17 protein-coding genes and 1 pseudogene are annotated in these 16,960 nt (G+C 37.4%); 10 read left to right on the top strand and 8 right to left on the bottom strand.

Annotated elements, in window-relative coordinates; all coding sequences use genetic code 11:
• Nucleotides 1–158 (bottom strand): annotated as a pseudogene (locus ASU02_RS27130) (L-glutamate gamma-semialdehyde dehydrogenase); the annotation flags it as partial.
• 171 nt (nt 159–329) lie between these two features.
• Between ASU02_RS27130 and ASU02_RS24040 the strand changes: the two are divergent.
• Nucleotides 330–1,751: a sigma-54 interaction domain-containing protein gene (locus ASU02_RS24040; RefSeq protein WP_057767960.1), complete on the top strand. Its 1,422-nt coding sequence runs from the start codon at nt 330–332 to the stop codon at nt 1,749–1,751.
• A gap of 178 nt (nt 1,752–1,929) precedes the next feature.
• Here ASU02_RS24040 and yugI read toward each other — a convergent pair whose 3' ends face one another.
• The gene (gene yugI / locus ASU02_RS24035; RefSeq protein WP_057767959.1) at nt 1,930–2,310 is read right to left on the bottom strand and encodes a S1 domain-containing post-transcriptional regulator GSP13; all 381 of its coding nucleotides are present in this window, start codon (nt 2,308–2,310) and stop codon (nt 1,930–1,932) included.
• A gap of 313 nt (nt 2,311–2,623) precedes the next feature.
• Here yugI and ASU02_RS24030 point away from each other — a divergent pair, with 313 nt between their 5' ends.
• Nucleotides 2,624–3,445 carry an alpha/beta fold hydrolase gene (locus ASU02_RS24030; protein WP_057767958.1) on the top strand — a complete coding sequence of 274 codons (822 nt, stop codon included), beginning with the start codon at nt 2,624–2,626 and terminating at the stop codon, nt 3,443–3,445.
• 47 nt (nt 3,446–3,492) lie between these two features.
• Here the strand turns inward: ASU02_RS24030 and ASU02_RS24025 are convergent, their stop codons facing one another.
• Nucleotides 3,493–3,753, bottom strand: coding sequence for a DUF1871 family protein (locus ASU02_RS24025; protein ID WP_057767957.1), 261 nt, complete (start codon nt 3,751–3,753; stop codon nt 3,493–3,495).
• Nucleotides 3,754–3,834: 81 nt separating this feature from the next.
• On the opposite strand from ASU02_RS24025, the gene ASU02_RS24020 reads away from it, so the two are divergent.
• Nucleotides 3,835–5,001, top strand: coding sequence for a MalY/PatB family protein (locus ASU02_RS24020; RefSeq protein ID WP_057767956.1), 1,167 nt, complete (start codon nt 3,835–3,837; stop codon nt 4,999–5,001).
• 189 nt (nt 5,002–5,190) lie between these two features.
• Here the strand turns inward: ASU02_RS24020 and ASU02_RS24015 are convergent, their stop codons facing one another.
• Nucleotides 5,191–5,739: a superoxide dismutase family protein gene (locus ASU02_RS24015; protein ID WP_057767955.1), complete on the bottom strand. Its 549-nt coding sequence runs from the start codon at nt 5,737–5,739 to the stop codon at nt 5,191–5,193.
• A 485-nt stretch (nt 5,740–6,224) separates the two neighbouring features.
• Nucleotides 6,225–6,437, bottom strand: a complete 213-nt coding sequence (locus ASU02_RS24010; protein WP_057767954.1) for a hypothetical protein — start codon at nt 6,435–6,437, stop codon at nt 6,225–6,227.
• Nucleotides 6,438–6,676: 239 nt separating this feature from the next.
• On the opposite strand from ASU02_RS24010, the gene ASU02_RS24005 reads away from it, so the two are divergent.
• A complete protein-coding gene (locus ASU02_RS24005) occupies nt 6,677–7,063 on the top strand; it encodes a kinase-associated lipoprotein B (protein ID WP_057767953.1) in 387 nt (128 codons plus the stop codon).
• A gap of 50 nt (nt 7,064–7,113) precedes the next feature.
• Here ASU02_RS24005 and kapD read toward each other — a convergent pair whose 3' ends face one another.
• Complete coding sequence (gene kapD, locus ASU02_RS24000) at nt 7,114–7,734, bottom strand: 3'-5' exonuclease KapD (RefSeq protein ID WP_057767952.1); 621 nt, start codon at nt 7,732–7,734, stop codon at nt 7,114–7,116.
• Between the two features lie 211 nt (nt 7,735–7,945).
• On the opposite strand from kapD, the gene ASU02_RS23995 reads away from it, so the two are divergent.
• Nucleotides 7,946–9,796, top strand: coding sequence for a transglycosylase domain-containing protein (locus ASU02_RS23995; protein WP_232426331.1), 1,851 nt, complete (start codon nt 7,946–7,948; stop codon nt 9,794–9,796).
• A 36-nt stretch (nt 9,797–9,832) separates the two neighbouring features.
• Here the strand turns inward: ASU02_RS23995 and ASU02_RS23990 are convergent, their stop codons facing one another.
• Entirely contained in the window at nt 9,833–10,390 is a 558-nt protein-coding gene (locus ASU02_RS23990) for a DUF5366 family protein (RefSeq protein WP_057767950.1), read from the bottom strand.
• Between the two features lie 107 nt (nt 10,391–10,497).
• The gene (locus ASU02_RS23985) at nt 10,498–10,731 is read right to left on the bottom strand and encodes a hypothetical protein (protein ID WP_057767949.1); all 234 of its coding nucleotides are present in this window, start codon (nt 10,729–10,731) and stop codon (nt 10,498–10,500) included.
• A 300-nt stretch (nt 10,732–11,031) separates the two neighbouring features.
• Here ASU02_RS23985 and ASU02_RS23980 point away from each other — a divergent pair, with 300 nt between their 5' ends.
• The 5 genes from ASU02_RS23980 (at nt 11,032) to ASU02_RS23960 (ending at nt 16,959) form a co-directional block, all read left to right on the top strand.
• Nucleotides 11,032–12,048 (top strand): DUF1646 family protein, encoded by a 1,017-nt coding sequence (locus ASU02_RS23980; RefSeq protein WP_057767948.1) that lies wholly within the window; start codon nt 11,032–11,034, stop codon nt 12,046–12,048.
• A gap of 287 nt (nt 12,049–12,335) precedes the next feature.
• Entirely contained in the window at nt 12,336–14,732 is a 2,397-nt protein-coding gene (locus tag ASU02_RS23975) for a Na+/H+ antiporter subunit A (protein WP_057767947.1), read from the top strand.
• The gene (locus tag ASU02_RS23970) at nt 14,719–15,141 is read left to right on the top strand and encodes a Na(+)/H(+) antiporter subunit B (RefSeq protein WP_057767946.1); all 423 of its coding nucleotides are present in this window, start codon (nt 14,719–14,721) and stop codon (nt 15,139–15,141) included. Before ASU02_RS23975 ends, ASU02_RS23970 begins: the two co-directional genes overlap by 14 nt.
• Nucleotides 15,141–15,482, top strand: a complete 342-nt coding sequence (locus ASU02_RS23965; RefSeq protein ID WP_053477820.1) for a Na(+)/H(+) antiporter subunit C — start codon at nt 15,141–15,143, stop codon at nt 15,480–15,482. Before ASU02_RS23970 ends, ASU02_RS23965 begins: the two co-directional genes overlap by 1 nt.
• Nucleotides 15,475–16,959: a Na+/H+ antiporter subunit D gene (locus ASU02_RS23960; RefSeq protein WP_057767945.1), complete on the top strand. Its 1,485-nt coding sequence runs from the start codon at nt 15,475–15,477 to the stop codon at nt 16,957–16,959. Before ASU02_RS23965 ends, ASU02_RS23960 begins: the two co-directional genes overlap by 8 nt.
• Nucleotide 16,960: the final 1 nt, after the last annotated feature.

Raw genomic sequence — 16,960 nt, 5'->3', positions numbered from 1 at the left:
ACGATCTTATCTTCTGTAGAGATGCGCTCTCCATCGATGACTAAATCGTAGTCTTTTCCTAAATAGCTTTCAACTGTCTTTAAACCAGTTAAATAGGCTTGATGATTTTCTTCCAACTTAAAATTAGTAAATGGTTCATGTTTGTATGGTTGTACCATGTTTTCATCCCCCTCTATCGTTTCAACTAGTAATCATTGCAAGAAATATGCCAAAATTAAAAACTATATCCAATCAGCATTTTTATTTACCGATGCAAAATATATTTGCATTTTTCTAAACTAAGACGCAAAATAAAATTGCATCTGAAAAATCAATTAAGGAGGTTAGATATGAGGAACGAACATTTAACTCCCGTACAATTAAAATTTTTCGATAAAATACTTAATGAAATCGATATTGGAATCCATGCAGTAAACCATGAAGGAAAAACAATGATTTATAACAGAAAAATGGCTGAAATCGAGGGGATGAAGTTTGAAGACGTTCTTGATAAAGACCTCTTAGATGTCTTTTCTTTTCATAAAAATGAATATAGTACACTTATAAAGGCCCTTACAAAAGGGGAAACAATCATCAATGCAAAGCAAACGTATTTTAATAATCGCGGACAAGAGATAACGACGATTAATAATACCTTCCCTATCGTCGAAGAGGAGGACAGAATTGGAGCTATCGAAATTGCACGTGATGTCACTAAGCTTGAAAAACTGATTAGAGAAAATATGAATAAACAAAGTGATACACGCTACACATTCGATAGCATCATCGGGAGCAGCAATGAAATCAAGGATGTGATCGAGGCAAGCAAAAGAGCGACGAGGACAAATTCATCCATCCTAATTATCGGAGATACAGGAACCGGTAAAGAGCTTTTTGCACAAAGTATTCATAATGGCAGTATACGTTCAGCCAAACCATTTATCTCACAAAATTGCGCCGCACTTCCAGATAGCCTAATTGAAGGGTTGCTTTTCGGAACAAAAAAAGGAGCCTTTACAGGAGCTATCGAACGTCCAGGTTTATTTGAACAAGCGGAAGGCGGAACGTTGCTATTAGATGAAATTAACTCACTTAATCCTGCCCTGCAGGCAAAGCTTTTACGCTCCATACAAGAAAAAACAGTCCGCCGCATAGGTGACACGAAGGATCGGAAAATCGACGTCAGAATAATCGCCACGATTAATGAGGATCCAATAGATGCTATTTCTGAGGGAAGACTCCGGAAAGACTTATATTATAGACTAAGTGTTGTTTCCCTATTTATCCCTCCATTAAGAGAGAGAAAAAAGGATATTTCTGACCTGATTCAGTTCTTTATTGAAAAATATAATCAGTTATTCGGAATGATGGTCAAAGCGGTCGATGAGAAGGTACTAAATAGCTTTAAGCAGTATGAATGGCCTGGTAATGTACGAGAGCTTGAGCATGTAATTGAGGGAGCAATGAACTTGATTGAATATGAGAATACCATTTCATATTCACACTTACCCATTCATTTCCGCAACAAGCCTCAATTTAAAGCAGATAACCAAAACCAGCCTGTTATGAATGAAAATAGCAGCGATATAAAGCCATTAAATCAATATATGGAGGAAATTGAATCGAACTACTTACAGAAGGTGTTAACCTACCACCATAACAATATCACCAAAGCTGCAAAATCCCTAGGAATGAGCAGACAAAACCTTCAGTACCGTTTAAAGAAAACTCGCCAATCAACAAACCTTGAAAGGGCAAAAACAGAGGACTAGCTGCCCTTACGCCCAAATGGAAGCCGTATCCTGTCGCACTTGCCCGAAATTGGGCATGCTGTCCGTCACACTAAATTCCTGAATTTCCGTCTACACCGAATAGAGAATGATACGTTCTTAATATATAAGAAACTAAAACTCCTCTGCCACAAATGACAGAGGAGTTTTAGTTTATTCATTAAGCTTGAGATTGATTAATCCACTCTTGAAGCTTATCTTTTAGAGTATTAAATCCTTGCGCAGAATCATTTTCCACTTTAATCGGTGCCGCTTGACGCTTACGAGGCTTTTTAACCTTTGCTTCAATAGCTGGTGCTTCCTCTGTTGCACGGATCGATAAACCAATTTTACCTGCTTCTTCATCAATAGATAAAACCTTTACGTTTACTTCATCGCCCACTTTAAGAAATTCATTAATATCTTTTACGAAACCATGAGTTACCTCTGAGATATGAACAAGTCCTTGTGTATTTTCATCTAAAGCTACAAACGCACCGTAAGGTTGAACTCCAGTTACCTTTCCTGTAATAACACTTCCTACTTCGATTTTTTCAGACATGAAAACACTCCTAAATTTTATATTATTTTTCGTTTTTATTCGCAATTAAAAATTATATCATAGATGGGCTCGTTTTTCAAAAGTTATTTATATATGGCGTTATTCTATTTTGTGCGCGAATTCTTTAATTATGTTTTAAAAAAGGATTTAACCCATGTATAAAAAAGTGAAACTTGGTTATCCTTATTTTATAAGCTTTCTAGTATTCCCCCCTTTTTTGAACGGACAAATCTAAAATGGTTTGTCCCTTTTTTATTGTTTTTACATATAATTCCTAGCATACTATTCATAAGCCCAGAAGGAGGAATAGAAGATGGACAGCAATTTAGTAACCCTTAATGGAAATGAAATTTATTACGAATCATCCTTTCATGCCCATTCAAAAAGGACTGTTGTTTTACTGCATGGTTTTCTTTCTTCTACCTTTAGCTACAGACACCTTATTCCGCTTTTAAAAACTGAGTTTAATGTGATTTCCGTTGATTTGCCTCCCTTTGGTAAAAGCGGGAAGTCCACAACCTACACTTATTCATACGAAAATCATTCAACCACTGTTATCAAGCTTTGTGAAAGCCTGCAATTGAAAGATATCATAATCATTGGACATTCTATGGGTGGCCAAATCGCCTTAAATGCCGCTTACTTACGGCCTGATCTCATTGCCCAATGTGTTTTATTATGCAGCTCTGCCTATCTCAAAAGGTCAAATCCTTCCCTTATTTTCTCAAGCTATCTTCCTTTTTTCCATCTATTTATTAAACGTTATCTTGAAAAATCAGGTGTGGAGAAGAACTTAAGAAATGTCGTTTATGACCATGCAAAAATAGATAAGGAAATGGAAAAAGGGTATTTAGAACCTTTCTTAGAGGATCGTATCTTCCACGCACTGACAAGAATGATTCGGGATCGGGAAGGAGACTTGCCAATTGAAAAACTTCATAAGATACATACCCCCTGCCTTCTAATTTGGGGAGAGCATGATAAAGTTGTTCCACTAAACATTGGAAGGCAGCTGCATAAGGATTTAAATAACTCCAAACTGATTGTGCTAAAAGAAACTGGCCATCTTGTTCCTGAAGAAAAGCCAGAAGACGTTCTATTCCATATAAAAAAATTCGTAGATGAATACAAATAAAAATCACCCTTTTCCAGTCTGTAAGGGTGATTTTCTATTTGTTAAATTTATAATCTGCAAGAACCACTATTTTTGATTGCGATGATTTTTCCAGTAATTTCTTCGCAATCTGTTAGCGGAATTACCTGCTCGAAGGAAAATTCGTAGATTGCCTGAATTTTTTTTGCCAGTCTTTCCTTATCATCCATATCATGAACAGCCTGAATCACGTCAGCTATTTCTGTATCATAATTGCCTTCCCCGATTTGAAAGGGGTCCCACTCATTTAGCTTGGATACAAGCTGTAGGTTTATTTCTTGCTTTTGCATCATGATCACCTTTTATTTTACTTTTTATTTACATCCTTTATTATAGAGTAAAGAAGAATTAAATGAAAAGGCGGGGACGCAATGAACATTTACGATTTTAATCAAAAATTGAATCGGGAACACACTTCTTCCGTTAAATGGGGATTGACGAAGCAAATCTTTGGAACAGATGATGTATTGCCAATGTGGGTTGCAGATATGGATTTTTCGCCGCCAAAAGAAGTGAAGGACGCTCTGCAAGAAAGAGTGGATCACGGAATATACGGCTACACCTTTTCACCCCCTTCCACCACAGAAGCTATTCAATTATGGCTCAACAAGAGACATGCCTGGAAAATTAACCACTCATGGGTTCTTTACAGCACAGGAGTCGTTCCATCCATCTCAATTGCCATCGAAGCCTTTACCGCACCAGGAGATAAAGTTATGCTGCAATCGCCTGTCTACACCCCTTTCTTTGAAATGATCGAAAAAAATAATCGCCAGCTCGTAAATACACCATTAAAATTAATTGATAACCGCTATGAAATTGACTTTACTGTATTTGAAGATCATCTGAAGGATGGCGTGAAACTATTCCTTCTATGCAATCCACATAACCCGAGTGGCAGAGTATGGACGAAAGAGGAATTAACAAGGATTGGCAAGCTGTGCCATCAATACAATTGTCTCATTCTTTCTGATGAAATTCATTCTGATTTAATTTTAAAAAACAAGCACATACCCATCGCCTCATTGGACGAGACATTCAAAGATATAACAGTTACATGCATCGCACCTAGTAAAACATTTAATCTTGCTGGACTGCAGGCCTCGGCTGTAATTGTTCCAAATAAAGAACTTCGTAAAGCATTTAAGGACGTCCAAGAAAGGCAAGGATTTTTCAGTTTATCAGCTTTTGGAATTATCGGAACGGAAGCAGCATACCGATCCGGTGAACAATGGTTAGAAGAACTATTAGCCTATTTAAGAGAAAATGTTCATACAGTAAAGGAGTATATTGATATTCATTTGCCAGGGATATCAGTGATGGAGCCAGAGGGCAGTTATTTAATATGGCTTAACTGTCGGGAACTCCACTTAAGTGATGAGGAGCTTAAAGACCGGTTATTAAAAAGAGGAAAATTAGCATTAGAACCAGGTACGAAGTATGGACCTGGCGGCGAAGGCTTTGTCCGAATGAACGTCGCTTGTCCAAAAGAGGTTGTACTTGAAGGATTAGAAAGACTGAAAAAAGCATTTCAATAAGGAGAGTTAGAAAAATGGTCGCCAGCTAACCTAATTGGCGACCATTTCCCTTTAGAATTTGCTATATCGATTATTAATATCCATTTTAGACTACGATCTCATATTGACTATAGATTTCCTTATACTTTTCTATTTTCGATCTCCAATTAACTTATAAACAATCGTAACTTAGCTTGAAACTCGTTTTTTCTAATCATCCTGTGTCTTTTTTTGCCCTTTTGAATGTTTATCCTTTGAAATAGAACCGCATGCAATACGTGCACCTGAATCTCCAGCTGGCTGAGTCATGCCGTCATCGGCTGATTCGTGAATAACGATGGATGTTCCCTCTTTGGTCAACAAAGATTTTTTATTTTCTTTTAATGTCACTTGAGGAGCCATAAATTCAGCTTTAACTTTCCCATTATCCTCAACCATTAGATTAGGCAGATCTCCCGCATGTGCCCCCTTAGGATGCAATAATCCATGTTCCTTATCTTCGGGATTAAAATGGTTGCCTGCTGATTTGAAATCTGGTGGCTCACACGCGCTTTTTTCATGTATATGAATCGCATGATCCCCAGGTGGGAGCCCTTTCAAATCAACCTTCACTTTTACTCCCGCTGCCTGTTCCTCTAATTTTATTTTGCCTAAAGAGTCACCTACCGCATTAAACATTTCAACATCTAAGTTTCTTATATTCTCCTCTGCGCACCCTGCAAGGAATAATAAAGGGATAAATAGCCACGCTTTTTTCATGATCTTAAATCCTCCGTCAGACAATTTGTTCTTTAGTTTCTCCAAGATCATCATTTGATAAACAAGAAAAGCGGAAACACCTTCGGAACAATCAAGGTCCTAATTATTCCTTCGAAGACTGCACAGGAAGCTCTCCATTGTACTCACGGAAAACACAAGATAAGCCTCCCAAAAAAGTATTCTTTACTTTTTTCGGAGGCTTAATCGAAAAAGAGGAGGCGCGGACCGACAAACACAAGTCCAGAACTAGAGGAAGACATTCTTTGCCTCTAGAAGGGATTGACTTATGATTCATGTCTCTTAGACAAGCTTATTCCCTCGAGACCGGCCAAAAGCGTGACGTCCTCTAAAAACTATGCCTTTGGTCGTGAGATCGATGGCAGTCAAGCAGAAGCTCTCCTTCCCCTGTCGCATTGTTGACATTAAAACGGCTTGTACGTGAGGGGTAAGTGTTAGAGCTAGACAAAAAAAAAGAACAGCTGTGATTAACTGTTCTCTCCGCTATTATTCATTTGATGCTGTAATCTTTCCTCCAGCTCCTTCGCCTTCAAAGCCTCTTTTTTGGAGATTCGAACAATGAGTCTAAATGTAAAATAAGCAGCAATCGCAAAAATTCCTAAACTAATGGCAGCAGGGAGATACTCTGATTTATCTTCAGGAAAGTATAAAAACAAAGACAATACAGTCCATTCTAACATCCCATTCGTCCTTTCTCAAAAAGCATTTCTTTAATGTTTTATTATATCACATCAATATAACGATTATAAAGCAAACGAATCGGGCATTTACAGGCTGTCGATGAATTTTTTCTCGACTACTTAAAGGGGGGCTCCTAGCCCGGTGGCCGGCGATGGTTTGTACTAGGTTTTTCCGCAAAAGTAAGTCATAATAAGGAATATAATTGGATCCTTATTAGAAGGAAAGAGGAGGATACAGGATGGAAGAATTCAAAGTTGGTGACCGAGTAAGAGCTCACTATAAATCTGGAACATATCTAGGAGAAGTGACAGAAATACGCCCACAGCATTATTTAGTAAGAGTGCTTGCAGTGGCGAAGCATCCAATGCAAGGAGACCTTCATAGCCCGAAGGATGGAGAGGCAGTATTTTTTCATGAACGAAGAGCATTAGCTTACAGGGAACAAACGAACGTTCCTAAGAAAATGGTCAAGCATTTTGAAGAAGATATTCCTGATTACACGGATTCCCTTAGACAAGCATTAGATAAAATGAAACAAGAGCTTGAAGGTGTTTCATCCCCTTGGGCGGAGCAAAGCCTAAAAAACATTGCATCATTGGAAAAGGATTATTTTAAACAAAAGTAAACACATCTTCAAATGCTAAAAGCCAAATCGATACACAGCGATTTGGCTTTTTAGGCGAATTTATTCAGCAGCTTAGAAAAGTCTACCCTATCACCAATAGTTGTTGGTTCAGGTTTTTCTAGATATCGCTTATCCTTTTCTACTAATCTAAAAATATTGTAGGTTGTCATCGCATCGTCTAATGCACGGTGATGTTTGCCAGTTCCTTCTTTTCCATACTCTTGGACAGCCTTCCATAAACCAGTCTGGTTCTGATCACCAAAGAAACGTTTATATTCCATTGATAAGTCTATTTCCTTCCCTTTAAATGGAAAAGGAATGCCTGCATGCTGACAATTATTCCGCAGCACCCTCATATCCATATTTCCCCATGTAATAATCGTGCATGGATAATTATTGCTTACATCCTTTAGTTTTTTCACTAATTCATATAAAGATATTCCCTGATCGACCTGTTGCTGAGATATTCGAAGGAAGGATTTACAGCGGTCAGATAATATCGGGAAACGAATGGGAGAAATATATGATGAAAATTGTTCATATACTTGATCATTCCTGACAGCAACAACTCCCGCTTCAATGATTTCCGGATAAAACCCTTTAAATCGGCTGCTCCTATCCGGCATAGTAAACTCAAAATCGATAAATAAATAGCGATGCTCATCCTCCATTATCTCACCTGCTTTCAGTAAAAATTGCTACGTACATATTTTATTAATTATACCACGGAAAATTTTAATTTTTCTGTGTAATTTTATTTTTCGTGCAGATTTTCTAACGGAAACAACACGAAAAAAATAATCATTAACCTTTTCACTATTTCATCCGAATAATAACATATAGAGAATTAGAAATTACGAAAGGAACGTGAGGCAGTTGCGATTGTTTGCTGGATATATACTTATTGCTGCTTTGCTTCCCATCTTCATGACAGTGGTTTTTGTGGCCGGTTCGGAAATTGCCCAAGTTCAAGGCTTTCATGAAGTATTGGAAAAAAAGATCCCTATGAAAGAAATTAAATTGCCGCAGACAAGCTTTATTAAAGCTTCCGATGGCGCGGTTATTTCTGAGATTTCTAAGCCTGTTAATCGAATCAATCTAGATTCTGCGGATATTCCGCTTTTTCTTAAAGAGTTATTCGTTGTCTCTGAGGATCAGCATTTCTATGAGCATCCTGGTTTTGATTTACCCGCTATCGGAAGAGCACTTGCCATTAATATGCAGTCGAACGATATTAAACAGGGAGCGAGCACCATTACTCAGCAGCTTGCCAGGAACCTTTACTTAAATACTGAAAAGTCCTATAACCGGAAGCTAAGCGAGCTGCTTTATGCCTATGAAATTGAGCGCAGCTATACAAAGGAAGAAATACTTGAGCTCTATATTAATGCGATATATTTCCATAATGGGGTGTATGGAATTGAGGCGGCTTCTCAGTTTTACTTTCAAAAACCAACGAAAGAGCTTACAAAGGCTGAGCTTGCTTTTTTAGCATCGATACCAAATAATCCAACTATGTATAATCCCTTCAAATACTTTGATAGAACCAAAGAACGCCAAGAACGGCTAATCGATCAATTAAGTGAACAGCAATTGATTAGCTTAGGGGAAGCTGAGGAAATTAAAAATGAGCCGATCCTTCTAAATCGAAGAGAACAAATTGATTTATATCCTGATTACGTAACTTATGTCGAAGAAGAACTTAGTGATTTAATTGCTCAGCAAGAAGGATTCAATAAAAAGCTAGCATCAGCAGCTGAACAGGAGAAGGAAAAGGTAGAGGAGAAGCTTAGACAACGTGTAGAGAATGTGATAGCTTCAGGAATTATTATCGAAACAGCACTTGATCCTGCCATACAGGAAAAAGCAAAGGAATCTGTAAAGAACAGACTTCCATATAATGATTTAGAAGGAGCAGCTGTTGTTATTGACCATGAAAAACACCAAGTTGTTGCTCTTGTTGGAGGAAAACACTATCAAAAATATGATTTTAACAGAGGCTATCAGGCATATAGACAGCCAGGATCTGCAATAAAACCGCTGCTTGTTTATGGCCCATATTTGGAGCGAACAAATGCATCCCTCCAAAAAAAGGTAAATGCAGGTCCTTATTGTAAAAATGGGTATTGTCCAAAGAACTATGGAGGCGGCGTGTACGGTAATGTCTCTTTAGAAAGAGCATTTATCTACTCTTATAATACACCGGCTGTTAGACTATTGGATTCAATTGGTGTAGAGAATGGATTTAAGGACCTAGCAAACTTTCAATTTAGCAAAGTGACAGCATCAGATCATATGCTATCCTCTGCTCTTGGCGGGTTATCCTATGGCATGACTCCACTTGAACTCACTGCAGCGTATACCACCTTTGCAAACAACGGATATTATCAGCCAGCGAGGGCAATAAAAAAAGTAACAACTATGGATGGAAAAGTACTGTATAGCTGGAAAGACAGCCAAGTGGAGGTTTGGAGCAAAGCAACGACTGATAAAATAAGACAATTAATGAAAAAAACGATTCAATCTGGAACCGCAAAAAAGATTAATCTTTCAAATGGGTATGCCGGCGGGAAAACTGGGACAACAAATGATTATAAAGACTATTGGTTTATCGGTCTAACCGACCAGTATACCGCAGGAGTCTGGATAGGAAAAGATAAGCCGGAGAATATGAAATCCATCCAGTCCGCAGCACCCCAACAGCTCATTTGGAAGGATATGATGACAAAGTAATAGAGATGGAAGGAATGGATCTCAATCGATTCCTTCCTATATTGGTAAACTGGCAAGGATGCTGTTATAAACCTTTACAGCTAAATAAATGACACCTATGAACAAGGATGACCACGTTAATACTTGAAAGAAGATGACACCGACTAATCCTAAAATCGAGAGGGAGGAGCTTATCTTATAGACAAAATAGCAGAAATAAACTACTGTCGTCACTGCAAGCACCACTAGAATCCCTATTAGACTGCTCATCATCAATAAAGAAATGATACTTCCAATAAAATAGATAATTGCTCCTCCACGAATTTTCTTCAAACTCTCACCCTCAGAATCCTTTGAAAAAAATAATAAAGAGACTTCATTGATCGTATCCGCCAGCAGTTTTAAGGCAGCATATATACAAAAAAATAGGATTAATAACAGTGCTAAAAGAGCTAGCTTGATTCCACCATCTGAAAAGAACTCTCTCATTCCTACATAGATTCCTGCTGATTTTAGAAAATCAAGCAAGACCATCTCAATATTTATTGAAAGCGAAAGACTAAACAAAATAATTGATAGGAGCGGAAAATAGCTCATAAAATAGGTGTTTTTCATTTTATATCCCCATTTAAATTTTTCATATGTATTCAAGCTTTTATTATTACGGATATGCTAAATAAATACAATACAGAAACAAACACTAAAAAAAAGGATGAGCTTCCTCATCCTTCCTTAATCATATTGATTCTAATGTACTCACGTGGCCCAAATGCTTTTACTCTTTCCTTCTCTACCATTTCAACCTCAGGCAGACTAATTCCATCCTGAATTATTTCCACAACTTCTTCTGCTTCAGGCATGTAAAAATCCCGTTTTCCCTTCTGCTCCAACATCCACGCACAAGAGAATAAGGTTGAAAAAATACATACGGAAATGATTATTTTCTTTTTTAGCATCACACACCCCCTAATGATAAGGGTGCATAAATAAATGAATGATTATACCTGCTTCATTATTAAAAATACTTACATGGTCTTTTCACAAAATTTTACTTTTTTATGCCCATTCTTACTAAAAAACATCCTTTTCTAACTTGACAACCGATAAAGTTCAAAAAAATTTTCCTATAAATTTACGTGTTTCTACCTATTTATTAATTAGCTTTGGAGATGATAGAAAAAACAAAATCATTGAAGATTTCTCTTATTTACATGATATAATAAAAATAAAAAATACAGAAAAGGACCTGAGACATCATGATTTTAGGATTAACAATTGTATTGGTACTAGTCTTATTTCTACCATTTACAGTTAAAGCCGTAGAACATAACTTAGAAGTGTTCTTATTTATAATGGGTATTGCAGCTGCAGCGATTAGTCAAGTACTTGACGGGGAGTTATTTATAAAAGCGCTTGAAGATCCTATTCATATTACATTAGCGGTGCTTATCGCTGGTTTATTATTTAGATGGTGCCAAACACCTATGGAAAAAGGGATACTTGGATTAAGCAAAGCCATTCCTTTCCGATTATTTTTAGCACTTGTCGTTATTATTCTTGGACTAATTTCTAGCATAATTACAGCTATTATTGCAGCCATTGTTCTAGTCGTGGTAGTTAGTGTGTTACGTCTTGACCGAAAATCTGAAATTCGCCTCGTTGTCCTAGCTTGTTTCTCAATTGGACTTGGTGCTGCATTAACACCAATTGGCGAACCACTTGCAACAATAACAATCAGTAAATTAAATGAAGACTTCTTCTATTTAATTAAATTAATTGGTTCCGATGTCATTCCAGCTGTTGTTATTTTTGGGATACTTGCTGCAATCCTGGTTAACCCGAAAGAAAGTAATAACGGACTGAATGCTGGTTTACAAAAGGAAAGCTATAAAGAGATTATTATTCGTTCCTTAAAAATTTATTTATTCGTAATGGGTTTAACATTACTTGGATCAGGCTTTGAACCATTTATTGAAAAATACTTACTTGGACTAAGCCCGAATTTGCTTTACTGGATTAATATGATTTCTGCAATATTGGATAATGCAACACTTGCAGCTGCTGAAATCAGTCCTTCCATGGATGCACAGACAATTAAAGCCATTTTATTAGGACTAATTATTAGTGGCGGAATGCTTATCCCTGGAAATATCCCGAATATTATTGCTGCCGGAAAATTGAATATTACCAGCAAGGAATGGGCTCGTTTTGGTGTTCCAGTTGGTTTAATTACAATGGTAGTATATTTTATTGTCATTCTTATTTTCGGATAACTGGGGTTTGTATAATAGACGCAAATATAAGGGTGACGAAGATCCTGACAAGGATATGTCGTCACCCTTTTTGTATGATGTTTTAACTGACAACAAGCTTTAACCACCCCAAAGATAGTAATTTTCAACACCACCTTCTCCCACTATAAAATATATATTTTTAGCTGTTTTTTCAGTTAGTTACTATAAGAAATAATACATTAATTTCAACTATTGTGTGATACTGCTGGCTATTATGTAGAAGAATAATAGGAGTATTACCGCAAATTTTTTAAGGGGGTCATGATTTGTCTTTGCTGCATCTGGCAATAATTTCGCCATTTTTACTTGCCATCTTCATTCCTATTTTGTATAAGCTTTTTAGGAACATACATACAGGCTGGTTCGTTCTGCCATTGCCCATCCTGCTATTCAGTTATTTTCTATCGTTTATCTCCATCACTTCAACACATAAGACGATTACAGAATCCGTCCCATGGATACCTGCTATTGGTGTTGACTTTATTGCAAAAGTAGATGGATTAGGTCTGCTATTTGCCTTACTAATCACAGGGATCGGGTCCCTAGTTGTATTATATTCGATTTATTATTTATCAAAGGATAAAGAAAAGCTAAATACCTTCTATGTGTACTTATTATTATTCATGGGTGCAATGCTTGGAGTCGTTTTATCAGATAACTTGATCGTCTTGTATACATTCTGGGAATTCACAAGCTTCTCATCCTTTCTATTAATCGGCTATTGGTATGATCGCGAAAAGTCAAGATATGGTGCACAGAAATCTATGCTTATTACCGTATTAGGCGGCTTGTCCATGCTTGGAGGAATCATTCTCCTTTATATTATGACTGGGACATTCAATATTTCTGAGATTATTGCTCAAGCAGCTGGAATTACAGAAAACCCATTATTTATCCCAGCATTAATTTGTATTTTATTAGGTGCATTTACAAAATCAGCACAATTTCCATTTCACATCTGGCTGCCAGATGCGATGGAAGCACCAACACCAGTCAGTGCGTATTTACATTCAGCTACAATGGTTAAAGCAGGTATTTATTTAGTTGCTCGAATGACACCAGTTTTTGCTTCCGAAGGTCTTTGGGTTTGGTTAATTGCTGGGTTTGGAATCGCCACCTTATTTTGGGGTTCCTTTAATGCCGTGAGACAGACGGACCTTAAAGCAATTCTTGCCTTTTCAACTATCAGTCAGCTCGGGATGATTATGTCACTGCTCGGGCTCGGTGCTGCAGCTCTCCATTTCGATGATGTGAAGAATAGTTTTTATGGTGCTGCAACACTAGCTGCTGTCTTTCATTTATTTAACCATGCCACTTTCAAAGGCAGTCTCTTTATGGTAGTCGGAATTGTCGACCACGAAACAGGAACCAGGGACATTCGCAAGCTTGGCGGCTTGATGAATTTTATGCCCATTACTTTCACATTAGCCATTATCGGTACATTTTCAATGGCAGGGCTGCCGCCATTCAATGGCTTTTTAAGTAAAGAAATGTTCTTCACAGGAATGATCCGTGTTCTAGAGCTTGATATATTCAACTTTGAAACATGGGGCATGCTCTTCCCTGTTATAGCCTGGATTGCTAGTGTATTTACCTTTATTTACAGTATGGTCTTAGTATTTAAAACATTTACAGGCAAGTATCAGCCAGAAAAATTAGAGAAGAAACCACATGAAGCACCGATGGGCATGTTAATTTCTCCAATCGTTCTTGCTTCACTTGTAATTATTATTGGCTTCTTTCCTAACATACTCGCTAATAGCATTCTCTCACCTGCATTGGAATCTATTTTGCCAAATAATAATATTGATGTTCATATTAGCTTCTGGCATGGCTTTAAACCTGAATTATTTATGACAATCGGTGTCATTGCTTTAGGAATTTTGCTGTTCTTGACATTGCCAAAATGGAAGAGAGTATATGACTTTTTCCCAAAGAAGCTTACTCTTAACCGATTGTATGATAACGGATTAGAATTGATTCAAAGAGCTTCAAATAAACTAACAAAAACATATATGAATGGATCAATCCGAACTTATCTCGTTTATATTTTTGCATTTTTCATTTTTATCCTGGCGACGACAATCGCTGTAAAAAATGCATTTATATTTGATACGAGTAATATTTCATCCATTGGTTTTTATGAAGTATTGCTGGCTTTAGCTATCGTGATCGGGTCCATAAGTATTCTGTTTGTCAACTCAAGGATGACCGCAATTATCCTTCTAGGGGCCGTCGGTTATACCGTGTCATTGTTTTATGTATTATTCCGTGCACCTGATTTGGCACTCACACAGCTCGTTATTGAAACCATTTCAGTTGCTTTATTCCTTCTATGTTTCTATCACCTGCCAAAGAAAAGGAATGAAGAAAGAAATAGATTCAAGCTTACAAACGCCATCATCTCTATTGGTGTTGGTGCGATTGTGACAGTAATCGCTTTATCCGCACACAGCAATAAAGTGTTCGACTCCATTTCTGAATACTATGTTGAAAACACATATACAGAGGCCGCAGGCAAAAACATGGTTAACGTTATTCTTGTAGACTTCCGTGGCTTTGATACATTGTTTGAAATTACCGTTTTGACAATTGCTGCTTTAGGGATATTTGCCATGATTAAATTACGAATGGGAGGAAAAAAGAAAAATGAAAACAAATGACCTTATTCTACAAACAACTACTAAAGTTGTCTTGTTTATCATTATTCTTTTCTCTTTTCATATCTTTTTTGCTGGTCATTACACACCTGGCGGCGGCTTTGTTGGAGGCCTGCTCACGTCAGGAGCAATCATTTTGCTGATGCTGGCTTTTGATATGAAGACAGTTTCTCAAATTTTACCGGTTAACTATATCTATATGGCTGCAACTGGACTGCTTTTTGCAGGAGGAACGGCAGCAGGCGCATTGTTTTTCAATGTTCCCCTCCTTACCCACGCCTTTGGCCATGTAGATTTACCGATTTTGGGCGATACAGCTCTTCATACAGCTACAATATTTGATCTAGGGGTTTTCTTAGTTGTTGTTGGTGTAACAATGACCATTATTCAAACGATTGGAGAGGATGAATAATGGAAATAGTAATGGCTTTTGTTATCGGCATATTATTCATGTCTGCCACTTATTTAATGCTTTCAAAAAGTTTATTGCGAATCATTATTGGCACTGGTCTTCTTAGTCATGGTGCACATTTGCTCATACTTACAATGGGCGGCTTAAAAAGAGGGACAGTTCCGCTGCTTGGAGAAGAGGCAAGTTCCTATACAGATCCGATTCCGCAAGCTTTAATCTTGACTGCAATTGTTATTAGCTTTGGAGTTACTGCCTTCTTCCTTGTCCTTGCATATCGGGCATACAAAGAGCTTGGCACGGATAATACAGAAAGATTGAGAGGGAATGAAGGAAATGATTAACTTTTTAATTTTACCGCTGCTAATTCCATTTCTTACAGGAATCCTTTTAATCTTCTTTGCTAAGAACGTTGTGATACAGCGATGGATTGCTGCTATATCTGCTTTGTTTAATGTTGTTATCGCATTCCTGCTTGTACAAAAGGTAAGAAATGATGGGATTCAAACATTAGATGTTTCTAGCTGGCAAGCTCCCTTTGGAATTACACTTGTATCAGACATGCTATCTGCTTTACTTGTTTTAACGACTACGATTATTGCTTTTACAAGTATCATCTATTCTTTTCGCTCCATCGGAGTCGAGAGGGAGAAATATTTTTATTATCCAGCATTGAACTTTCTGATTGTTGGGGTTATCGGTGCTTTTACAACTGGAGATATCTTTAACCTGTTTGTATTCTTCGAAGTTTTGCTAATGGCCTCCTATGTTTTACTTGTACTAGGTGGGACAAAAATACAGCTGCGTGAAACAATTAAGTATATATTGGTGAATGTCATTTCATCTGCTTTATTTGTTATTGCCGTTGCTTATTTATATTCTGTTGTAGGGACATTAAATATGGCTCATATTTCGGTCCGGCTAGATGACCTTGGCCAATCTGGAATCATTACTGTCATTGCTGTTCTCTTTTTAATCGTATTTGGATTAAAAGGCGGGATTTTCCCATTATACTTCTGGCTGCCAGGATCGTACTATGCTCCGCCAGCCCCAGTTATGGCCTTGTTTGGTGCATTGCTGACAAAGGTTGGGGTTTATGCGATTATGAGGACCTATACATTATTTTTTATCCATGACACGGGCTACACACATCAGCTGCTAATGATCCTTACAATTATCACGATAGTTGTTGGGGTTATAGGTGCCATCGCTTTCTCAGATATTAAAAAAATTATCATTTATAATATCATCGTTGCAATCGGTGTGATTCTTTTCGGGGTTTCAGTTATGACTCCAGATTCCCTAGCTGGCTCTGTATTTTATCTGATTCATGATATGGTTATTAAAGCAGCACTATTCTTATTAATTGGTATCATGATTGCGATTACTGGGACAAGTGATTTAAGAAAGATTAGCGGGTTAATTAGGCGCTATCCTGGGCTGGGCTGGACATTTTTCATAGCTGCTCTCGTTCTTGCAGGGATTCCTCCGTTTAGCGGCTTTGTTGGCAAGGTCTTGATTGTCAAAGGAGGATTTGAAAGCGAACAATTTTTGGGTGCAGGCATTGTCTTAGCTTCTAGCTTGCTCGTATTGTTTTCTATCATGAAAATCTTTATTAACGGTTTTTGGGGAACTCCTCAGGATTATAAAGGGGAAACTAATGTACCTGTTCGAAAACTCCTAATTGCACCAGTTATTCTTGTGACAATTTCCGTATTATATGGAGCTGGTTCAGAAATTATTTTCCCTTATATCTCACAGGCTGCAGAAACACTTGCTAATCCAAGTGTTTATATTGAAGCAGTCTTAAAGGAGTGGTAAG

Origin of the sequence: Cytobacillus praedii (assembly GCF_001439605.1) — a bacterium.
Lineage (GTDB): Bacteria > Bacillota > Bacilli > Bacillales > Cytobacillaceae > Cytobacillus > Cytobacillus praedii.
The sequence above is the reverse complement of the archived record's forward strand: the minus strand, read 5'-3'. Positions and strand labels throughout refer to the sequence as shown.